20 protein-coding genes and 1 tRNA gene are annotated in these 17,546 nt (G+C 70.3%); 6 read left to right on the top strand and 15 right to left on the bottom strand.

Translation table 11 applies throughout. The features are described 5' to 3' along the window. Both A5771_RS20705 and dcd read right to left on the bottom strand, forming a co-directional pair. On the bottom strand, positions 1–1,172 hold a 1,172-nt coding region (locus A5771_RS20705; RefSeq protein WP_131808960.1), incomplete at its 3' end, for a DUF7159 family protein. Positions 1,173–1,282: 110 nt separating this feature from the next. Beyond that, positions 1,283–1,855 (bottom strand): dCTP deaminase, encoded by a 573-nt coding sequence (dcd, locus tag A5771_RS20710; protein WP_064857075.1) that lies wholly within the window; start codon positions 1,853–1,855, stop codon positions 1,283–1,285. Between the two features lie 149 nt (positions 1,856–2,004). On the opposite strand from dcd, the gene A5771_RS20715 reads away from it, so the two are divergent. Together A5771_RS20715 and A5771_RS22895 are read left to right on the top strand one after the other, a co-directional pair. Beyond that, positions 2,005–2,078: transfer RNA gene (locus A5771_RS20715), tRNA-Gly, on the top strand. A 12-nt stretch (positions 2,079–2,090) separates the two neighbouring features. Continuing rightward, positions 2,091–2,921: a hypothetical protein gene (locus tag A5771_RS22895; RefSeq protein ID WP_234783148.1), complete on the top strand. Its 831-nt coding sequence runs from the start codon at positions 2,091–2,093 to the stop codon at positions 2,919–2,921. Here the strand turns inward: A5771_RS22895 and A5771_RS20725 are convergent. The 5 genes from A5771_RS20725 to A5771_RS20745 all read right to left on the bottom strand — a co-directional run bounded on the left by A5771_RS20725 (position 2,918) and on the right by A5771_RS20745 (position 7,257). Continuing rightward, positions 2,918–3,730, bottom strand: a complete 813-nt coding sequence (locus A5771_RS20725; RefSeq protein ID WP_428844428.1) for a glycoside hydrolase family 16 protein — start codon at positions 3,728–3,730, stop codon at positions 2,918–2,920. The genes A5771_RS22895 and A5771_RS20725 overlap by 4 nt on opposite strands. A 45-nt stretch (positions 3,731–3,775) precedes the next feature. Then, entirely contained in the window at positions 3,776–4,669 is an 894-nt protein-coding gene (locus tag A5771_RS20730) for a glycoside hydrolase family 16 protein (protein ID WP_064857164.1), read from the bottom strand. 75 nt (positions 4,670–4,744) lie between these two features. Next, positions 4,745–5,131 carry a hypothetical protein gene (locus tag A5771_RS20735; RefSeq protein ID WP_064857077.1) on the bottom strand — a complete coding sequence of 129 codons (387 nt, stop codon included), beginning with the start codon at positions 5,129–5,131 and terminating at the stop codon, positions 4,745–4,747. Between the two features lie 93 nt (positions 5,132–5,224). Next, a complete protein-coding gene (locus A5771_RS23550) occupies positions 5,225–5,941 on the bottom strand; it encodes a hypothetical protein (RefSeq protein ID WP_064857078.1) in 717 nt (238 codons plus the stop codon). Between the two features lie 89 nt (positions 5,942–6,030). Beyond that, the gene (locus A5771_RS20745; RefSeq protein ID WP_064857079.1) at positions 6,031–7,257 is read right to left on the bottom strand and encodes a hypothetical protein; all 1,227 of its coding nucleotides are present in this window, start codon (positions 7,255–7,257) and stop codon (positions 6,031–6,033) included. A 38-nt stretch (positions 7,258–7,295) separates the two neighbouring features. Here A5771_RS20745 and A5771_RS20750 point away from each other — a divergent pair, with 38 nt between their 5' ends. Next, positions 7,296–7,910, top strand: a complete 615-nt coding sequence (locus A5771_RS20750) for a TetR/AcrR family transcriptional regulator (protein ID WP_064857080.1) — start codon at positions 7,296–7,298, stop codon at positions 7,908–7,910. Between the two features lie 10 nt (positions 7,911–7,920). Here the strand turns inward: A5771_RS20750 and A5771_RS20755 are convergent, their stop codons facing one another. From A5771_RS20755 to A5771_RS20770, 4 genes are all read right to left on the bottom strand, one after another. Then, positions 7,921–8,577, bottom strand: a complete 657-nt coding sequence (locus A5771_RS20755; protein WP_064857081.1) for a L,D-transpeptidase family protein — start codon at positions 8,575–8,577, stop codon at positions 7,921–7,923. A 61-nt stretch (positions 8,578–8,638) separates the two neighbouring features. Beyond that, positions 8,639–8,875, bottom strand: coding sequence for a hypothetical protein (locus A5771_RS20760; protein WP_064857082.1), 237 nt, complete (start codon positions 8,873–8,875; stop codon positions 8,639–8,641). Further along, entirely contained in the window at positions 8,862–9,539 is a 678-nt protein-coding gene (locus A5771_RS20765) for a phosphatase PAP2 family protein (protein ID WP_064857083.1), read from the bottom strand. The genes A5771_RS20760 and A5771_RS20765 overlap by 14 nt, the downstream gene beginning before the upstream one ends. Further along, positions 9,536–9,871: a hypothetical protein gene (locus tag A5771_RS20770; protein WP_064857084.1), complete on the bottom strand. Its 336-nt coding sequence runs from the start codon at positions 9,869–9,871 to the stop codon at positions 9,536–9,538. The genes A5771_RS20765 and A5771_RS20770 overlap by 4 nt, the downstream gene beginning before the upstream one ends. On the opposite strand from A5771_RS20770, the gene bluB reads away from it, so the two are divergent. From bluB to A5771_RS20785, 3 genes are read left to right on the top strand one after another with little or no spacing between them, the layout of a single operon-like run. Then, positions 9,870–10,559: a 5,6-dimethylbenzimidazole synthase gene (gene bluB, locus A5771_RS20775; protein ID WP_064857085.1), complete on the top strand. Its 690-nt coding sequence runs from the start codon at positions 9,870–9,872 to the stop codon at positions 10,557–10,559. The genes A5771_RS20770 and bluB overlap by 2 nt on opposite strands. Further along, positions 10,556–11,455: an amidohydrolase family protein gene (locus A5771_RS20780; RefSeq protein ID WP_064857086.1), complete on the top strand. Its 900-nt coding sequence runs from the start codon at positions 10,556–10,558 to the stop codon at positions 11,453–11,455. The genes bluB and A5771_RS20780 overlap by 4 nt, the downstream gene beginning before the upstream one ends. Before the next feature lie 52 nt (positions 11,456–11,507). Next, positions 11,508–12,701: an alpha/beta hydrolase family protein gene (locus A5771_RS20785; RefSeq protein ID WP_082947367.1), complete on the top strand. Its 1,194-nt coding sequence runs from the start codon at positions 11,508–11,510 to the stop codon at positions 12,699–12,701. 9 nt (positions 12,702–12,710) lie between these two features. On the opposite strand, the gene eccE is transcribed toward A5771_RS20785, so the two are convergent. The 4 genes from eccE to A5771_RS20805 all read right to left on the bottom strand — a co-directional run bounded on the left by eccE (position 12,711) and on the right by A5771_RS20805 (position 17,535). Beyond that, positions 12,711–13,697 carry a type VII secretion protein EccE gene (gene eccE, locus A5771_RS20790; RefSeq protein WP_064857087.1) on the bottom strand — a complete coding sequence of 329 codons (987 nt, stop codon included), beginning with the start codon at positions 13,695–13,697 and terminating at the stop codon, positions 12,711–12,713. Beyond that, complete coding sequence (gene mycP, locus A5771_RS20795) at positions 13,694–15,094, bottom strand: type VII secretion-associated serine protease mycosin (RefSeq protein WP_064857088.1); 1,401 nt, start codon at positions 15,092–15,094, stop codon at positions 13,694–13,696. Before mycP ends, eccE begins: the two co-directional genes overlap by 4 nt. Before the next feature lie 101 nt (positions 15,095–15,195). Continuing rightward, entirely contained in the window at positions 15,196–16,629 is a 1,434-nt protein-coding gene (gene eccD, locus A5771_RS20800) for a type VII secretion integral membrane protein EccD (protein WP_275084982.1), read from the bottom strand. Positions 16,630–16,653: 24 nt separating this feature from the next. Continuing rightward, positions 16,654–17,535 (bottom strand): ESX secretion-associated protein EspG, encoded by an 882-nt coding sequence (locus tag A5771_RS20805; RefSeq protein WP_064857089.1) that lies wholly within the window; start codon positions 17,533–17,535, stop codon positions 16,654–16,656. Positions 17,536–17,546: the final 11 nt, after the last annotated feature.

Raw genomic sequence — 17,546 nt, forward strand, 5'->3', positions numbered from 1 at the left:
TGCTCGGGCCGGGCAGGCTCGGCGGCCGGTGCCGGCGGCGCCGAGGGTGGCGGCGCCGGGGGCGGAACAGCGGCCTTGGGTGGCGGGGGCTGGTGAGTGACGACGTTGGCCCGCACGTCCGGGCCCTGGTGGTTGGCCGCCCGCATGCCCACCGCCAGCGCGATCGCCAGGGCCAGCACACCAACCACGAACAATGCCGCCACCCCACCGGTCACCAGCATCGGTTTGCGTTCCCGCTGTTGGATCCCGGTGCTGAAGTCCAGCATTCGGGAGTCGACAAGCTCGGGCTGGTCGACGACGTCCTGGATGCCCGAGGGCAGGTAGCCGCTGTCGGCGAAGTCGGGAACCGCGCTGTAGGCGAGCGGCTCGATGTCCGAGGTGGCGTTGTAATCCACCGCCCCGGGCGGGACGTAGGCGTAGCCGGCACTGACCAGCGCCGGGTCCACTGCGCCGGTGCCGGGATCCTGCGCCCAGGCCAGCGCCCGGGTGGACGAGTTGAACAACGGGGCGTGTGCACTGGCCAGCGCAGCTCCTCGAGCCAGCGCCATGTCCGGTTCTTCGGGGGCGCTGACCGGCAGCGGGCTGGCCTTGTCCAGCTCCGGCTTGATCATGGCGACGTTGACGCCCCCCGATCCGACCACGAACAGCCCGTCGGGACGCGACTCCAGGCGTTGGGCGCCGGCCGCCAGCTCGGTCAGCTCACTGACGGCGCTGGCGTCATCGCTCGACAGCGGCTGCCGGTGGATCTCGGCGATCGAGCCGTCGTCGGAGTTGACCACCGCAAGGGTGGCGGCCTCCGGCTCGACGAACAGCAGTGCCGTCCGGTTGTAGCGGGTCGCGCTGCCGACCGCCTGGGCCAGCGCCGCGGCGGCCAGGAACGCCGACACCAGCATCACGTTCTCGACCTTGTGGCTGACCAGGGCATCGCGCAGCGCGGCGGCCTCGGCGGGATGACTCCAGCTCACCCCGGTCGAGCTGAGCTGATAGCCGCCCTCGCGCGCACCCTCGCGGGTGCCCAGGATCGCCGAAACCACCCGCTCCGGGGCGCCCTCGTTACCGGCGCCGACGTCGAAGTCGTCATGCTCCACCGTCACCCCGTCGGCGGTTTCACCTTCCACCAACACCATGCGGACCGTCGAGGGCGCTACCGACACCCCGAGAACGATGTCCACAAATACCTCCACGCGCTGCTGATCGGCCAGTGATTGAGGGCCAGACCCCCCGCCAAGGCCAGCGGTACCGGCTTCATCCCGGCGGCGCGGCGGCCGTCGCATCCGAAGGGCTAACCGGACTGGATGAAGTTCTGGTACGAGCGGGACGGCGTCGGCCCGCGCTGGCCCTGATATTTCGACCCTACCCGCGTGCTGCCGTAAGGGTGCTCCGCCGGACTCGTCAGCCGCAGCAGACACAGCTGGCCGATCTTCATCCCCGGCCACAACGTGATCGGGAGATTCGCCACGTTGGACAGCTCCAACGTGATGTGCCCGGAGAAGCCCGGGTCGATGAAACCCGCGGTCGAATGGGTCAACAATCCCAGCCGGCCCAGGCTCGATTTGCCCTCCAGCCGGCCGGCCAGATCGTCGGGCAGCGTGCAGTACTCCAGGGTGGAGCCCAGCACGAACTCGCCGGGATGCAGCACGAACGGCTCACCGGGATCGGGCTCGAACAGCGTCGTCAGTTCGTCCTGTTGTTTCGCCGGGTCGATGTGGGTGTAGCGGGTGTTATTGAACACCCGGAACAGGCTGTCGAGGCGGACGTCCACGCTGGACGGCTGTACCAGGGCGTCATCGAAGGGGTCGATGCCCAGCCGGCCGGCGGCGATTTCGGCCCGCAGGTCGCGATCGGAGAGCAGCACCGCACGAGCGTATCCGCTGACCGCTTGGATGGGCTGTACCGCGGGGGCGCCGAGCGTGCGGTTTCATCCGCAACACGCCGCGTCCGGCGGATGAAGATGCACTCTCGCAGGCAGCGAGCGCCCAGATGCTAGCCTGCTAGCGCAGCAATGCCGATGTAGTTCAATGGCAGAACATCAGCTTCCCAAGCTGAATACGCGGGTTCGATTCCCGTCATCGGCTCCACGGTGAGCAGCGATGCACGCCACAATCAACACCATGCGCCTGTTTCCCAAGCCGCACACCGCCCTCACCGACGCCGAGGTCGCCGACGCACTCGGTCGCGCCGTGGCCATCATCAACCCACTGCTCGACCTGCTCGCGCAAGCGGATCCAATCGGCCTGCGCGACCGCACCCATCGGCTGCTCACCCCGCCCCGCGGTCTGATCCAGCGGATCCGCCGCTTGCGGCTGCGGCGGCGCCGCCACGAGGCCGGCCGCGGTCCCGGCAACGCCGACCGGGCCCGCAACGCCGGCGCGCAGTTGATGAACGCCGCCGACCTTCCGGGCACCGCCGCCTGGGAGCGGATGAGCCGGGACGAGCGCGTCCATTGGTGGGTGCACCGGGTCGGCGCGCTGAACACCCTGGTGGTGGCCTCACCGCGCGTCTTCGGATGGCTGGCGCGGCTGCTGCCGGTCGGCGAGCTGGCCGGATTCGTCAACCACGCCGTCGTGCTGTGCGCGCTGGCCCGCGAGTACGGCGTCACCGACCGGCGCGGGCAGGTGCGGTTGCTCGCCTCGGTGCTGTGCCGGCGTGAGCTGCCCGAGAACATCGACGTGCCACCACCGCCCGACCCCGAGCCGCTCCCGCAACGCCGGGCGATCCCGCGGACGCTGTGGCGGCTGGCCGGGATCTTGCGGGCGACATTCGAGGAGGCCGCCAAACGCCCGCAGCCCAACAAGCTCTACCGGCGGCTGAGCGTCCTACCCGGAGTCGGGGCGATCGCCGGCTACTTCGGCGAGCGCGACGCGCTGTTTCGATCCGCCGCCGAAGGTGTCACCTGGCTCGACGAGCACGCCGCCGGCTAGGACACCCGGATCCAGTCGACCAGCATCTCCGCCGGGTAGCTGCCCGCCCCGGGGTCGCCACCGCCCGAGCCGGCGACGGCCAGATTCAGCACCGAAAACACTTGGTAGCCGGGGTCGTTGAACGGCCAGTCGGCGATCGAGTTCGCCGGAACGGTGAAGTACGGCGCGGCGCCGTCGACGTAGTCGCGCCAGAACCGGATGCCCTCGTCATCCCAGCGGCACCGCCAGGTGTGCCAGGCGCTGTCCATGGCGATCTGGTGGGTCGCCCACTCGGCCCCGTTCGCCTTGGTGTGGACGGTGGTCGCCGACGGCCAGTTGCCGTTGCCGTACCACTCCAGCACGTCGATCTCGCCGCGATCGTCATTGCCCATCCACCAGGCCGGCCAGGCGCCGGGGGTCAGGCAGTTGAGTTTGATGCGGGCTTCCCAGGTATGGCCGATGCCGCCGGTCCACCGGCTCTGGACCTTGCCGCTGTAGTAGGTGTTGCCGTCTTTGGCGGCGCGCAGCACCAGGTTGGACTTGCCGTCGAGGAACACGTTCTGGCGATCGTCACGGTATTGCCCGACGTTCTCGGGCCGCTCCCAGAACGTCGGGTCCTTCATGGATTCGCGCGCCCGCGCCACCGTCCACTTCGCCGAATCGGGGGCCGACCCGGCGGGACCGTCGAACTCGTCACTGAACAGGTAGGTCTGGCCTGGGGCGGCGGGCAGCGGACCGGCCGGCGCCGGCTGCGCCCAGGCCTGCGGAACGCGCATCGCGGTGGCCAGCATCCCGACCCCGGTGCTCAACATCAGGTTGCGGCGATTCATCTCGGGCACCTTCGCATGGTGCCACCTATTCCCCGCCGCCGCGCTCTAGAAGACCCGCACCCAGTCGATCAGCATGTCCGCCGGGTAGGACCCCTGCCGAGCGTCGCCGCCCCCGGATCCGCCGACGGCCAGGTTCAGGATCGGGAACACCGTGTAGCCGGGGTCGTTGAACGGCCAGACGCGGACCGGTTCTTCGATGTCTTCGATGCCCACGGCCGGGACGGAAAAGTAGGGCTCCATGCCCTCGACGTAGTCCTGCCAGAAGTACATGCCGCTGGCGTTCCAGGTGACCCGCCAGTTGTGCCAGTTGCCGTCGACGGGAAAAGCGAACGTTTCGAACGCGGTGCCGTACGGGTTGGCGTGCACGGTGGTGCCGGACGGCCATTCGCCGTTGCCGTACCACTCCATGATGTCGATTTCGCCTTCGCGGCCCGGGTCGTCGTTGGACAACCACCAGGCGGGCCAGGCGCCCGCGGTCTGGCAGTTCAGCTTGATCCGCGCTTCCCAGGTGGTGCCGATGCCGCCGCGCCAGTTGCCGTGCACCAGGCCGCCGAAGTAGGTGGTGCCTTCCTGGGTGGCCCGGATGACGAGGTTGGACTTCCCGTCCACGAAGACGTTCTTGCGGCTGTCGCGGTACTGGTAGAAGTACTCCGGTCGATCCCAGCCGACCGGGCGGCGGATCGGGGTGCGGTGGTTGGAGATCGTCCACTTGGACGGGTCCGGGGCCGAACCGGCCGGGCCGTCGAATTCGTCATGCCAGATAAAGCCGCCGGGCTTGGCAGCGGCCGGCGGTGCCGCGGGATCGGCCGGGGAGACCGGCTGCTGCGCCGGGTCGCCGGGCGCTCCGGGAGACGCGGGAACGGCTCTGGCCAGCGGATTCGGGGCGGCGGCGGCCAGCGCCCCGGCACCCAGCATCAACATGACTTGGCGGCGGTTCATCTCGGGCACGGTGGCAATGTAACCCACGCCGCAACGGTGTCAAACCAGGCGAGCCGCGCCTGTCAGTGGGCTATCTCACTCGCTCGCGCCGGCACTGTCGTCGAGCACACCGACCGCAATCCCATAGGGCAAAAACCGTACTTTTCGTTTGGGATCGGGGTTGCGCTGGCTGGCGCGCAGGGCGTCGATCTCGGTGGCGAAGACCTGCTCGACGCGAGCCGCGCCGTCGTCGCCGACGGTGTAGATGGCCCACACCCCGTCCCCGGTCTCGCCGGTGGTCGGCGGCCCGGAACGCGCCGCGTGAGCCAGGTCGGCGAAGAGCGCGCCCCAGCCGGCGCGGTTTCCGGGGGAGCCGAACGTGCCGGAGAAGCGGTCGAACGCCGCGCGCAGCCCCTCACCCGCCTCGCGGAGCACCCGGTCCAAGTCCTCGGCGTCGAATCCGAACGCACCGTCGTCGCTCATGGCTAACCACCCTTCCGGCCGCGATGGCCATACCCCAGTGTGCCTGCCGCGAGCAGAGTCCGACCAGCATCAACCGGCACCTCTGATCGGCGATCAGTTCTCCGGAACGGTGATCGGGATCGGGATCGGCACCAGCGGGATGCGCAGGTACTCGGTCGTCATCGGCACCGTCGTGGTCGGTGGCACCGTGGTAGTCGGCGGCGCCGTGGGCGCCGGGGGTGCGGTGGTGGTCGTCGGCGGCGCCGTCGTCGTCGTGGTACTCGGCGGCGCGATGGTGCTCGTGGTGGGCGGCGCCGTCGTGGTGGTGGTGACCGGAGCCTCGGTGGTGGTCACCGGCGGCGCCGTGGTGGTGGCCACCGGCGGCGGCGGTGGCGCGGGCGTGCTGGGCGCCGGGGGTGGCGGCAATGCACTGGACGCCGGCGGCACCACGACGGCGCTGGTCTCCGGCTGCACCGGTGCCTCGTCCTCGGTGGAGCGCGCCAGGCTGTAGAGGGCGCCGGCGACGGCGATCAGCGCCACCAGGATGCCGATACCGAGCGCGTAGCGCGGCCACTGCGACGGGTGCCGACGGGCCGGGATCGGCGCCGGGGGCGGTGGCGCGACCGGGCGGCGGCCAGTGCCCGGCGCCGGGTCGTAGAAGTCGTCGACGTAGGGCACCGGTTCGGCGCTGGCGCTGCCGTCCTCCTGCGACCAGGCCAGGGCGTCCACCACGGAACCGGTTCCGGGGGCAGACGTCACCGTCGGTGCCATCTCGGTTGCTCCGATTGCGTCGGCTTCCCGGGTGACCTCGTCGCCCTGCGGGTCATACATATGCGGCTTACCTTGGGTCGACAACGGCGGGGAATCGTCACCACGGTAGAGGCAGGTCGGGGTGCGCCGCCACCGCCGAGACCATAGGGTTACACAACCGTTAGCGGCAACGATTTCCGGGGCCGGAACTGGAAGTTCGCCCCGCCACTGACCTTGGTCACCATCACCTCGGGCAGCTCGGACGCCGCGGTGTCAGTCTCGGTCAGCCGGGCTGTCCAGTCGGTGTCCGACCCGTCGACCGTCACCCGCAGGTGCGGGTTGACCGCGGTCGCGATGGCCTGCAGCGGATTGACCTCGGCCGGCGAACACAGCGCGAGCCAAGCGCCGTCATCGTGTGCCGGCGAGTGGCGCACCGCGATCCGGCCCTCGCCGATCTCGGCGCGCACGTAGCCGACCGGGTTGAGCAGCGGGTGCAGCTCAAAGGTGCGCAGCGCCCCGTCGATGTCCTCGGAGAGCCGCAGGGCGTTCTTGATGCGCATCGCGCCCAGCCCGGCGAGCCCGGTGAGCTGGCGCCGGCCCACCGAGGCGGCCAGTTCGTCGGTGGCGGCGCGGGCGCGCACCGCCAGCGCGAAGGACAGGTACAGCAGGTGCATCTGCAGGCACACCTCGTCGGCCAGCCGGACCAGCGCCGAGTGCGAGAACGCGGCGAAGTCGACGTCGGACAGCAGGGGCCCGGTGTAGTCGGCCAGACCGTCGTCGGTGCGGTCGACGTCCGCGAGTTCCCAAGTAGCGGCCCGTGTTTGACCGACCACCTCCAGGGCCGGGATCGGTTGGGCCGGCGGGTAGGACTCGTCGATGATGACGGTCCAGCAGCAGTGCGGCTGCCGGTCCGACGGGGCGCGCGGCGGCCGGTGCACCGGGCGGCACTGCGCCTTGACATTGGTGGCCACCGCGGTGGCGTCGAACGTCGGGTCCTCGATGGTGTGACACATGCCGAAGACGTAGTCGTCACCCATCGGCTCCACGTCGAGCAGCGCACCGCAGCTGGCCAGCTCGAACTCGCCGTGCCAGCGGTCGTGGACGGTGAAGCGGAAGTCCATGAACTGCGGCGGTGAGCCGATGTCGAACTGGATGCCCTTGAAGATGGTCGGCACGTCGTCGCCGACGAAGTTCAGCGCCCGCTGCATCCGCCTGGTGTAGATCGGACTGGAGCCCGCCCACTCCTCGATGGCGATCTGCAGCATCTCCTCGCGGCCGAATTCCTGGATGCACCATGCCATCCCGGAGCGGTCGATCATGTGCCCGATCAGCAGCAGTTCGGGTACTAGCACGGCCAACTCGTCGCGCGACAGCGACGCATACCTGGATTCGGTCACAGAGAAAAAATAGACCGGTCTATGTTATAAAGTCAACAATGGTTATTTCTCCAGGCCCCAGCCCCACTCGACGAACCAGCGCGCCCCGCAAGCGCGGCGACGACACGCGGGCCCGGATCATCGACGAGACGGTGCGCTGCATCCTGGAAGAGGGCTTCGGCGCCGCGAACGCCAAGCACGTCGCCGAACGGGCCGGGGTGACCTGGGGCGTCATCCAGTACCACTTCGGCGATCGCAACGGCCTGCTGATGGCCGTGGTCGACGACGGCGTGGCCCGGTTGTTGGACAGCCTCTCAGCGGTCGATGTCGGCGAACTGAAACTGCGCCAGCGCATCGAGGCCGTCGTCGACACCGCCTGGCGATGCTACGCCAGCCCCACCTCGCTGGCCGCGTTCGAGATCCTGCGGGCCACCCGCGGCAGCCTCGGCGAGCAGTCCCACGAGCACCTGTTGCAGATGAACGACGCGATCAACCGACTGGGCCGGCTGGTCTCCGAGGACCCGGCGGACTCCGGTGTGGCCGAGGTGATTTGGGCATCACTACGGGGAATCGTGTTGGCGCAGATGATCGTCGGCGGCGCCTTCGACTGGCAGGCCGAGCGGCGGACGCTGATCGAGATGGTCAGCTACTACTTGGAACGCGACCGCGGCTAACCCCGGGCGCCTATTGCGCGATGGCCATGACCGCGCCGGGACGCAGCCACTGAATGACCTGCACCAGTTTGGCGTCGTCGATGGCGACGCAGCCCGCGGTCGGGCCGCCGTCGGTGGTGTGAAAGAAGAACGCCGCCCCGTCGCCCGGGGTGCGCGCGGTGTTGACGCCCATCACCACCGCGTGCTTGTACTGCGGGATCTGAAGGTTCTCACTCGCGTTGGTATCGAACGCGCACTGCGCCTTTTTGCAGACCTGCATGGTGTTGAAGGTGGGGCTGTGGTCGTCGCCGTCCCACCAGTGGTCCGGACCGACCTGGACATATTGCAGTCCCCCACCGGGATTCGGTGCGGTGCCGAACGCGTACGGCAGTGTGAAGACGCCCATCGGTGTCGCCGGATAGCCACTCTTGGCCTTCTGCGCCATCCCGGCCGAGCCGACGAAGGTGGGAATTCCCGCGGCGACCGGCTGCCAACCCGTCGCGCTGCGCTGGTAGACGTCCATCTTGGCGTTTGAACCGCCAACTCCGACAACGGAGATCACCTGGTTCGCGTTGCCGACCGACCGGGCGAACCAAGGAGTGACATCGGCTAGGGCGCCCGGCGAAGCACCGAGTGCCGTACCGGCGGCGCATACCGCAGCGCACAACAAGCTCAGCAGTCGGCGCATGGACTCATGATCGGTGCAGACCGGGGTCGGGTCAAACACCGCTCACGGCGTGCCGGGGCTTTTAGGGTTCTGCGCGCCGCTGCAGCTGCTCGACCGGCGTCTCGTCCTTGAGCAGGCCCCGCGACGACAGATAACCGCGGAAGTACTCCCGGTGCTCGGGACAGGTCAGCCAGACCTTGCGCCGTTCGGGGGTGTGCAGCTTCGGGTTGTTCCACAGCATGCCGAAGGTCGCCGCGGCGCTGCAGCCCTTGCGCGAGCAGACGAGCTCCCCTACCGGGTCGGGTTCACAACTGGTCATCAAGATCATCCTGCGGCGCGGACCCGGACCGGTCAACCCGCCACGGTCTCAGCAGCATCGCCCAGAGCGCCAGATAGGCCCAGCCCAGCGCCCAGCCGGCCAGCACATCGGAGGGGTGGTGCACGCCCAGCGCCACCCGGGCGATCCCGACTGCGGCCACCACCAGCACGCCGGCACCCACCGCAGCCACCCGGGCCCGGCGCCGCAGCAACGGCAGCGTCAGTGCCAGCAGCGCGCCGACCGCGACCATCACCCCCAACGCGTGGCCGGAGGGAAACGACGACGACGATGCCGTGGCCAACGCGGTACCCGGACGGGGCCGGTCGACCGAACCCTTGGCCACCACGGTGAGCAGCCAGCTCATCTCGACGGTCACCAGCAGGAACAGCGCCGGCCGCAACCGGCGACGCGCCAGCGCGACCACCAGCGCCACCATCGCCAGCAGCCGGAACACCGCCGGTGCGAAGATCGTGGACAACCCGTCCCAGAACCGAACCCAGCCCCGATGCTTGATCCCGATGTCGTAGCTCGCGTCCAGCGCGGCGGCGTCGGCGGTGGCCAGCCAACCCCAATGCTGCCAATAGCCCACCAGCATCAGCACATACACCGACGCGGCGGCCAGTACCGAGACCAGCGCGGTCGCCCGCATGCTCGACGGCGTCATGAGCCCTCGTCGCCGCGAGCACCGATGGCCCGCAGGTCTGGCCACGGCGGGCGACGCAGCACCGCCAGCGACGCGATCACCGCCGACAGCAGACCGGTGAGCACCCCCACCAACGCGATCCGGTCCGCATCGACCGTGGGCACCCACTTGGCCCGGTCACCGCGGATCACCACCACGCCCAGCGGCGTGGCGGTCATCCCGGAATCGCCCGCGGCCTTCACGCGGGCGGCGGTGATGACCGTGGCGCCGTCGGGGGTCTGGTGAGGTTCGCCGTAGACCAGGCTTCCGGCGGAGTCGGTGGACAGGCGGTCGAGCGGTTCCGAACGTTTCATGGCGGGCGTCCCTTCTCCTGACTCCTACCATGATCGCGTGGCCGATCCTTCCTTCACCGCTCAGGAGCGTCAAGCCGTGTACCGGGTGATCGCCGAACGCCGCGATATGCGCCGGTTCGTTCCCGGCAGCACCGTCGAGCCCGGCGTCCTGGCGCGCCTGCTGGCCGCGGCCCATGCCGCACCTAGCGTGGGGCTCATGCAGCCGTGGCGATTCGTCCGCATCACCGACGAGGACCTGCGGCATCGCATCCACGCGCTGGTCGACGAGGAGCGCCATCGCACCGCCCGGGCGCTCGGGCGGCGCGAACAGGAGTTCCTGGCGCTCAAGGTGGAAGGCATCCGCGACTGCGCCGAGCTGTTGGTGGTGGCGTTGCGCGAGGGCAGGCAGGCGCACATCTTCGGTCGCCGTACCTTGCCGCAGATGGATCTGGCATCGGTGTCGTGCGCGATCCAGAACCTGTGGCTGGCCGCCCGCGCCGAGGGACTGGGCATGGGATGGGTGTCCCTGTTCGAACCACAGCCGCTGGCGGCGCTATTGGGTATGCCCGCCGATGCCGAGCCGGTGGCGATCCTGTGCCTGGGCCCGGTGCCAGAGTTTCCGGACCGGCCGGCGCTGGAACTCGATGACTGGGCCTATCGGAAACCCTTGAGCGAGTTCGTCTCCGAGAACAGCTGGGGACGTTCGTGAGATACGATGACGAAGCCGCCGCGGTGCGGCAGATCTGGTCCAGTCTCGGGCTGCCGGGGATCATCGACGTGCACACGCATTTCATGCCGAAGCCGGTGATGGACAAGGTATGGAACTACTTCGACTCGGCCGGCCCGATGGTGGGACGCAGCTGGCCGATCACCTACCGCACCGAGGAATCCGATCGGGTCGCCACGCTGCGGGCGTTCGGGATCCGGCGATTCACCTCGCTGGTCTACCCGCACAAACCGGAGATGGCCGCCTGGCTGAACCAGTGGTCGGCCGAATTCGCCCGGCAGACACCGGATTGCCTGGCCACCGCGACGTTCTATCCCGAGCCGGGCGCGGCCGACTACGTGGCTGCGGCGATCCGGTCAGGCGCCCAGGTCTTCAAGGCGCACATCCAGGTCGGCGACTACGATCCGAACGACCCGATGCTCGAAGGGGTTTGGGGCGCGCTCGAGGACGCCGGCATTCCGGCCGTCGTCCACTGCGGCTCCGGACCGCAGCCCGGACGCTTCACCGGTCCCGAGCCGATTCGGCGGCTGCTGCGCCGTCACCCGCGGCTGGCCCTCATCGTCGCGCACATGGGCATGCCGGAGTACGGCGAGTTCCTCGACATCTGCCTGAATTCGGCTGCCGTGTACCTGGACACCACGATGGCGTTCACCGCGTTCGTCGACGAGATGATGCCCTTTCCGGCCGGTGCAGAGCCGCGGCTGCGCGCCGCCGGCGAGCGGATCCTGTTCGGCAGCGACTTTCCGAACATCCCGTACGGCTACGGCGACGCGCTGAACGCCATCGCCGCAGTTCCCGGTGTCGACGACGCCTGGCTGCGGGGCGTTCTGCACGACAACGCGGCGCGGCTGTTCGCCATCGGGCTACCATCGGATTGACGGCGCCCCGCGCCACTACGGGGGCGATCTCACCCGAGAAAGGCCGGCGACCGTGAGTTCTGACGTGACCCCGCTGACGCCGCCCATCCCGGTCCCCGACGTCCCGGGCGAGGACGCCGGCGCCCACGGCCTGCCGGATCGCAGCGAGTTGTCGTTGCGGGACAAGCTGATCGTCGACGCCTCGGCGTGGGCGGACATCGGCTTGCGCACCGCGGTCGCGTCCATGGTCGCGGCGGCGATGGTCCCCTCGGTGCTGACCACCGCGGTCGGGCGCGACCAGTCGCGCCGGGAACGGGAACGGCTGGCGTTCTACGCCGAGCTGGCCGCCGAGCGCGACCCGGCCCGCTCGTTTCCCGCCCCCACAGCGCTGCCCAGAATCTCCTCGCGGCGGGCCAATCCGCTCGCTGAACGGGTGGCGCGTGGCGTGGTGGAAAACGTGGCGTTCCACAGCAGTTTCGAGGCGGTCAACCCCGCCATGCGGGATTCCTGGAACGGCCTGGCCCTGAACAACACCGCCCGGTTCCAGCACTGGCGGCACGAGGACGGGCCCCGGCCGACACTGTGCGTCATCCATGGGTTCATGGGGTCGGCCTATCTGTTCAACGGCCTGTTCTTCGCGCTGCCCTGGTTCTACCGGTCCGGCTACGACGTCGTGTTGTACACCCTGCCCTTCCACGGTCGGCGCGCCGAAAAGTATTCGCCCTTCAGCGGATACGGCATCTTCTCGCACGGCATGTCGGGATTCGCCGAGGCGATGGCCCAAGCCGTGCACGACTTCCGTTCGGTGGTCGACTATCTGGAGTTCACCGGTGTCGACCGCATCGCGTTGACCGGCCTGTCGCTGGGCGGCTACACCAGCGCGCTGCTGGCCGCCGTCGAACCCCGACTGCAGGCGGTGATCCCGAACGTTCCGGTGGTCTCGGTGGACGCCGAGATCAGGGACTGGTTCCCGGCCAACATGGTGCTACAGGCCGGACAACTGCTGGGCCGGGTCGATCACGGCGACTTCACCTCCGCCACGGCGTATCACTCCCCGCTGAACTACCCGCCACTGGTGGCCAAGGACCGGCGGCTGATCATCACCGGCCTGGGCGATCGGCTGGCGCCGCCGGAGCAGTCCGAAATGCTGTGGCATCACTGGGATCGTTGCGCGCTGCACTGGTTCCCCGGCAACCACATACTGCACGTCAGCCAGCCGACCTACCTACGCCGGATGACCGCATTCCTGCGCGGGTACATGTTCTAGCCCGATCGCCTATTGCGCGGCGACACCGGCCGCTGCGACCGGCCAGCGCAGGCCGGCGAGGTCATCGTCTGACAGCGCAGTGTGGCCGACGAGACGGCTGCCCGACAGCGGGTGCAAGCCCAGCAGCGCGTCGCGGTGATTGCCCTGCTCGGGCACCAGGCCGACCAGCGGCGCCGCGCCGTCGGGTGCCGACCCGGTGCGCAGAGCGCACGCCGCAGCGACGCTCAGTTGACCGCCGTCGTCGGCGAATTCCACTGCCGTCCAGGTCTCCCCGGCGTTCGCGGCGCGGATCCGGCTCAGCGTGTCCGCCAGCGCCGCGTCGATGGCGACCTGATAGGCGGCGACGTGGTCGCCCGAGCCGTCGACCACCGAGCGCCAGGTTTCCCGGGCACCGGCGTCGAGCAGTGCGGGCACCTCGTCGGCGGCGACCAGAGCGGTATCCCAGCCCAGCTCCCGCAGATGGTCGGCGAGGCGCCGGACCGCGATGTCAGCGGTCCGCTGCAGCGGGATCTGCGACGAACGGGCTTGCAGCGCAGCCAGATTAGGCGCGGCCGAATAGGTCAGGCCGATCCAGGTGTCGGAGGCGGCCGTACCGCCGTCCGGCCGGGTACCGCGGCTGGTGATGCGCACCGCGTCGGCTCGCAGGCCGTAGCGGTTGAGGTAGCCGGCGATCAGCGACAGCGGCAACGCCTCCCCGGCCGCCGACGCCGAGATCCGCAGCGCCGACGTGGCCCGGGCCCCGGAGACCGCTCGCCGGTCGGTGTGCGCGCCGCGCCGCGAGCGCATCATGGCGAGCCGGCGGCGGACGATCGTGGTCAGATGCAGGCCATGCCACCAGCTCAGCAGCAGGATGGCGACGACGACCGCCACGCCGAGCACCCAGCGGTCCCGAGTGGTCGGCCACGGGTAGGCCAGCAGCGCCGGCACGACGGCCAACAGCACCAGGGTGATCCGGGCCGGCCCGGGCCGGGGGATGGTGGAACGGAGCGGGCTCACAGCTGGTTTTCCTTTCGTCGGCGGGCGGCCGCCGCGGCGCCGACGGCGACGACGAGTCCGGCCAGCAGCGCGGTTCCGGCGAAGGCCACGATCCGCGGCGCCGGGTCCTCGGGTTGGGGGGCCGGCGGTGGCGAGAGTTTCTTCGACGGCGGGTCGGCCGGATCGGCGGCCGGCGCCAGTTCCCAGGTCAGGGCGGCTACCGCGTCGACGGCCCCGGCGCCCACCAGGCCCGACGGAGCGCGGGCGCCGTTGTGGGCGGTGGAGACGATCCGGTGGGCCGCCTGCATGGCATTGAGGTCGGGGTAGCGGCTGCGGACCAGCGCGGCGACCCCTGCGACGTAGCCGGCGGCGTAGCCGGTGCCGGTGAGCGGGACCAGCCGGCCCTGGTTGCCGGGCAGCCCGTTGGCCAGACCACCGTCGTCGCGGTTGCTGACCGAGACGATGCCTTCACCCGGTGCGGCGACACCCACCCACGGCCCGGCCATGGTGAATGCCGACGGCTGCCCGGTCGGCGACAGCGATGCCACCGACAGCACGTAGGGCTGCCACCACGACGGCACCGACAGCGAGGTGACCCCTGTCCAGTTACGCGGGTCGTGCGGCCGGCTGAGATCGGTGAGCGGATTGGATTCGCACGCCTCGCTGCCGCCGCCGACCGATCCGGTCTGCCCGCTGTCGCCGGCGGCGGCCACGATCAGCGCGTCCTTTTCCACCGCCGCGTAGCGCAGCGCCGCGCCCAGGGCGGTCTGGTCGACGTCGCGGTCGGCCGGCAGGCAGGTCGTGGTGGAAATGGTGATGACCCGCGCGCCCAGGTCGGCGGCGCGCACGATGGCCCGCGACAGGGCGGTGATGTCGGTGACCACGCGGGTGGTGCGGGGGTCGTCCCCAGCCAGCCGCGGCGAGATGGTCGAAGAGGCGGTGCGCAGTGACAGCAGGCGCGCCGCCGGGGCCACCCCGGTGAAACCGTCCTGGCCGTCCGGCGCGGACTGGCCCGCGATGATCCCGGCGACCAGCGTGCCGTGCCCGTCGCAGTCGGTCAGCCCGTCGGTGGTGCCCAGATAGTCGCCGCCCGGGTCCACCGCCGGCAGCCGCGGACCCGGGCGTACGCCGGTGTCGATGACGGCCACGGTCTGGCCCTCGCCGCGGGAGAACTGCCATGCGGTGGGCAGGTCGAGCATCCGCTGCCCGCCGGTCGGGGCGCTGAGGTCGCTGCCGGGCAGCAAACCCGAACTTGCGCACTCGGAGCGCTGCTCCATCGCGGCGACGGGCCCGGGCGCCCCGTTGGGCGGCGGCACCGTCGGGTCGATCTTGGGCGGGGTGATCGCCAGCGCCGGTGCACTGGTCAGCAGCGCGATCAGCGCCGCGATCCCGGCCCCACGGACCGCACGCCCCCGCATCCCGGCTCCCGGCCTCCCGGCTCCCCGCCGAGTGTGCGGTTTTGTCCGCGACCCGCCGGGCCGGGGGAATGAAACCGCACACTGGCGGATGTCAGGCAACGTCATCGAGACAGAACCCAGGCGAAGATGCCCACCAGGTAGGCCATGACCGGGATCAGGGTGGCGTCCACGCCGGAGGCCAGGAAACCCACCAACCGCCGCACCGGCAGCGAGTAGCTGTCCGGCGACGCAACGGCCGGGCTCAGGGCGACTACCGCCCACACCGCCACCAGCGCGGCCAGCACCAGCACCGCACCGAAGGCGGCCGCGTAGCGGCCCGTCGCGGCGTAGCAGACCAGCAGCACGACGGCGGTCAGGTGCGGCTGGGCCAGCAGCCAGGCCTTGCACCACGCCGAATCCCATACCCGGGCGCGCAGCACCGAGGCCACCCCGATACCGGCGACCACGTACCACGCCCACCCCGAAAGACCCTCGGGCCGGGTGGCGATCGCCACCGAGCCGAGCACGGCCAGCAACACGGCACCGGCGATGAAACCGGTCTGGTGGGCGTCGGTGACGCGAACGCGGCGCGGCAGGTCTTCGAGCACGCTTTGCGGCAGCGCCGACGGGGTCGGGTCACCCGGTGCCGGGATCACCGGCAGCGGCAGTCGCGCCCACAACGCCGAGACCTGCGGAGCGGCAACGGTGAGCAGCAGCGACGCGGTGATCAGCCCGCAGCCAAGGCTGAGCGCCGGCAGCTCCCAGAAGGTCTTGACGGCGGCGGCAGCCAGCACCCCCACCCCGGCGACCACCGCTGCGGTAAAGAAGGCGATCCCGCGCTCGCCGCGCCCAGCCGGCGGCAGAATCAGGCAGATCAACGACCACGCGCTGACCGCGGCCGCGCCCAGCACCAGGTGCGCCGGGCTGAACACCCCGGGTACCGCCAGGATGCCTGCGGCAGCGACCGGTACCAACGCCGCGATCGCCAGGGTCAGCCCCGCGTCGGCCGAACGCGTCCGGGTCGCCAGCGCCGCCACGATGGTGACCAGCGCGACGGCAGCCACCGCGAACAGGCCGGCCGGTTCGCCGGTGAGCGCGCGATGCGCGGTGGCCAGCCCGGTGGCCGCGAGGATCAGCCCCACCCCGGCCGCCAGCGCGGCGCGCTGAATGTGCTGCGCTCCCCACGGTTTACGCCGCGATGCCGAGAAGATGACGGCCGCGTCGGCGATGTCTTCGACGATGCCGGGCGCCGCCGGTCCGACCGGCACCGGGCGCAGCGCCAGCAGGTCGCCGTCGACCACGCCGACCGTGTCCAGGCTGGCGTCCAGGCTGAACGGGGCACCGCCGACCGGCGCCAGGCTCAGGCGGGCCGTCGCGCCGTCGGCGGGCTCGGCGTCCTCGCCGGCGTCCGGGGCCACCAGACGTTGCACGGCGGGCAGGATTTCGCGCAGCGGCAGCTCCGCGGGCACGGCGATCTCGGTCAGCCGACTGTCGGCCAGCACCGCGATGCGCACGATCGGCATGACGGCGCTGGTCAGCACCGGGGCTTCGGTCATGGGTGTTCCCTATTCTTTTCGGTACTAGGTCAGCTGGGTGGTGAAATCTCGGGACAGTCGCTGACCGGGGAACCACTGCCCGTCGGGCAGCGTGGCGGTCAGCTGTTCGATCGCGACTGCGGTCGCGAAATCGGTTCCGGGCCGGAAGGTCGACACCCACTCGCCGTCGAATGCCTGCGATGGGGTGACCAGGATCCGGCCCTCGTCGGTGTCGACCAGGCTCATGCCCACCTCGGTGGTGGCGTGCCGGCCATGGTGGGCACAGCCCGCGACCACCTCGACGTAGCTGCGCGGACCGGAGAACACCGATTCCACGACCGGTCGGGCGGAGGCCGGAATGCCCAGGTATTCAAGGACTTCGGCGAGCGGGGCGCCGGCACGCAGCCGCTCGTCGGCGCGCACCCCGACCCGGGCGGGCAGGGTGAACTCGTCGAACTTCGCCGGCGGGCGCTGGCGCAACCCGGCCGCGAGCACCGGGACCAGCAGCCGTGGGTCGTCGATGTCCATCGCGGTGAAGGTGACCAGTTGGGCGTTGCGCAGTGCCACCACAGTCCGGGTGCGCTTACCGGCGTCCGGGTCGCGGCGAGCTACGATGCCGCGCAACATCTCGGTCGCCCCGCCGGACGGTGAACCCACATAACGCAGGTCCAGCCACCGGTCCGGGAAGCACACCACCCGGATCCATTCGGCCACAGCCGGATTGACCGTGCCGTCCGGCGAGACGACGCCCATCCGAGTGAGCTCGTCGCGCTGGCGCGCCATGAACGCACCGCGTTCCCCGGCGTCGGTGTAGGGCATGGTGATCGCCAATACCCACGGGAAGGACCCGGCGCCAATGGTTTCCGCGATGTACCAGGCCTGCTCGACGGTCAGTTCAGCGGCGTTAGGTCCAGCACCCCTGTTCATGGGGAGCTGTG

The organism is Mycolicibacter sinensis (assembly GCF_001667375.1).
Taxonomy (GTDB): Bacteria; Actinomycetota; Actinomycetes; order Mycobacteriales; family Mycobacteriaceae; genus Mycobacterium; species Mycobacterium sinense_A.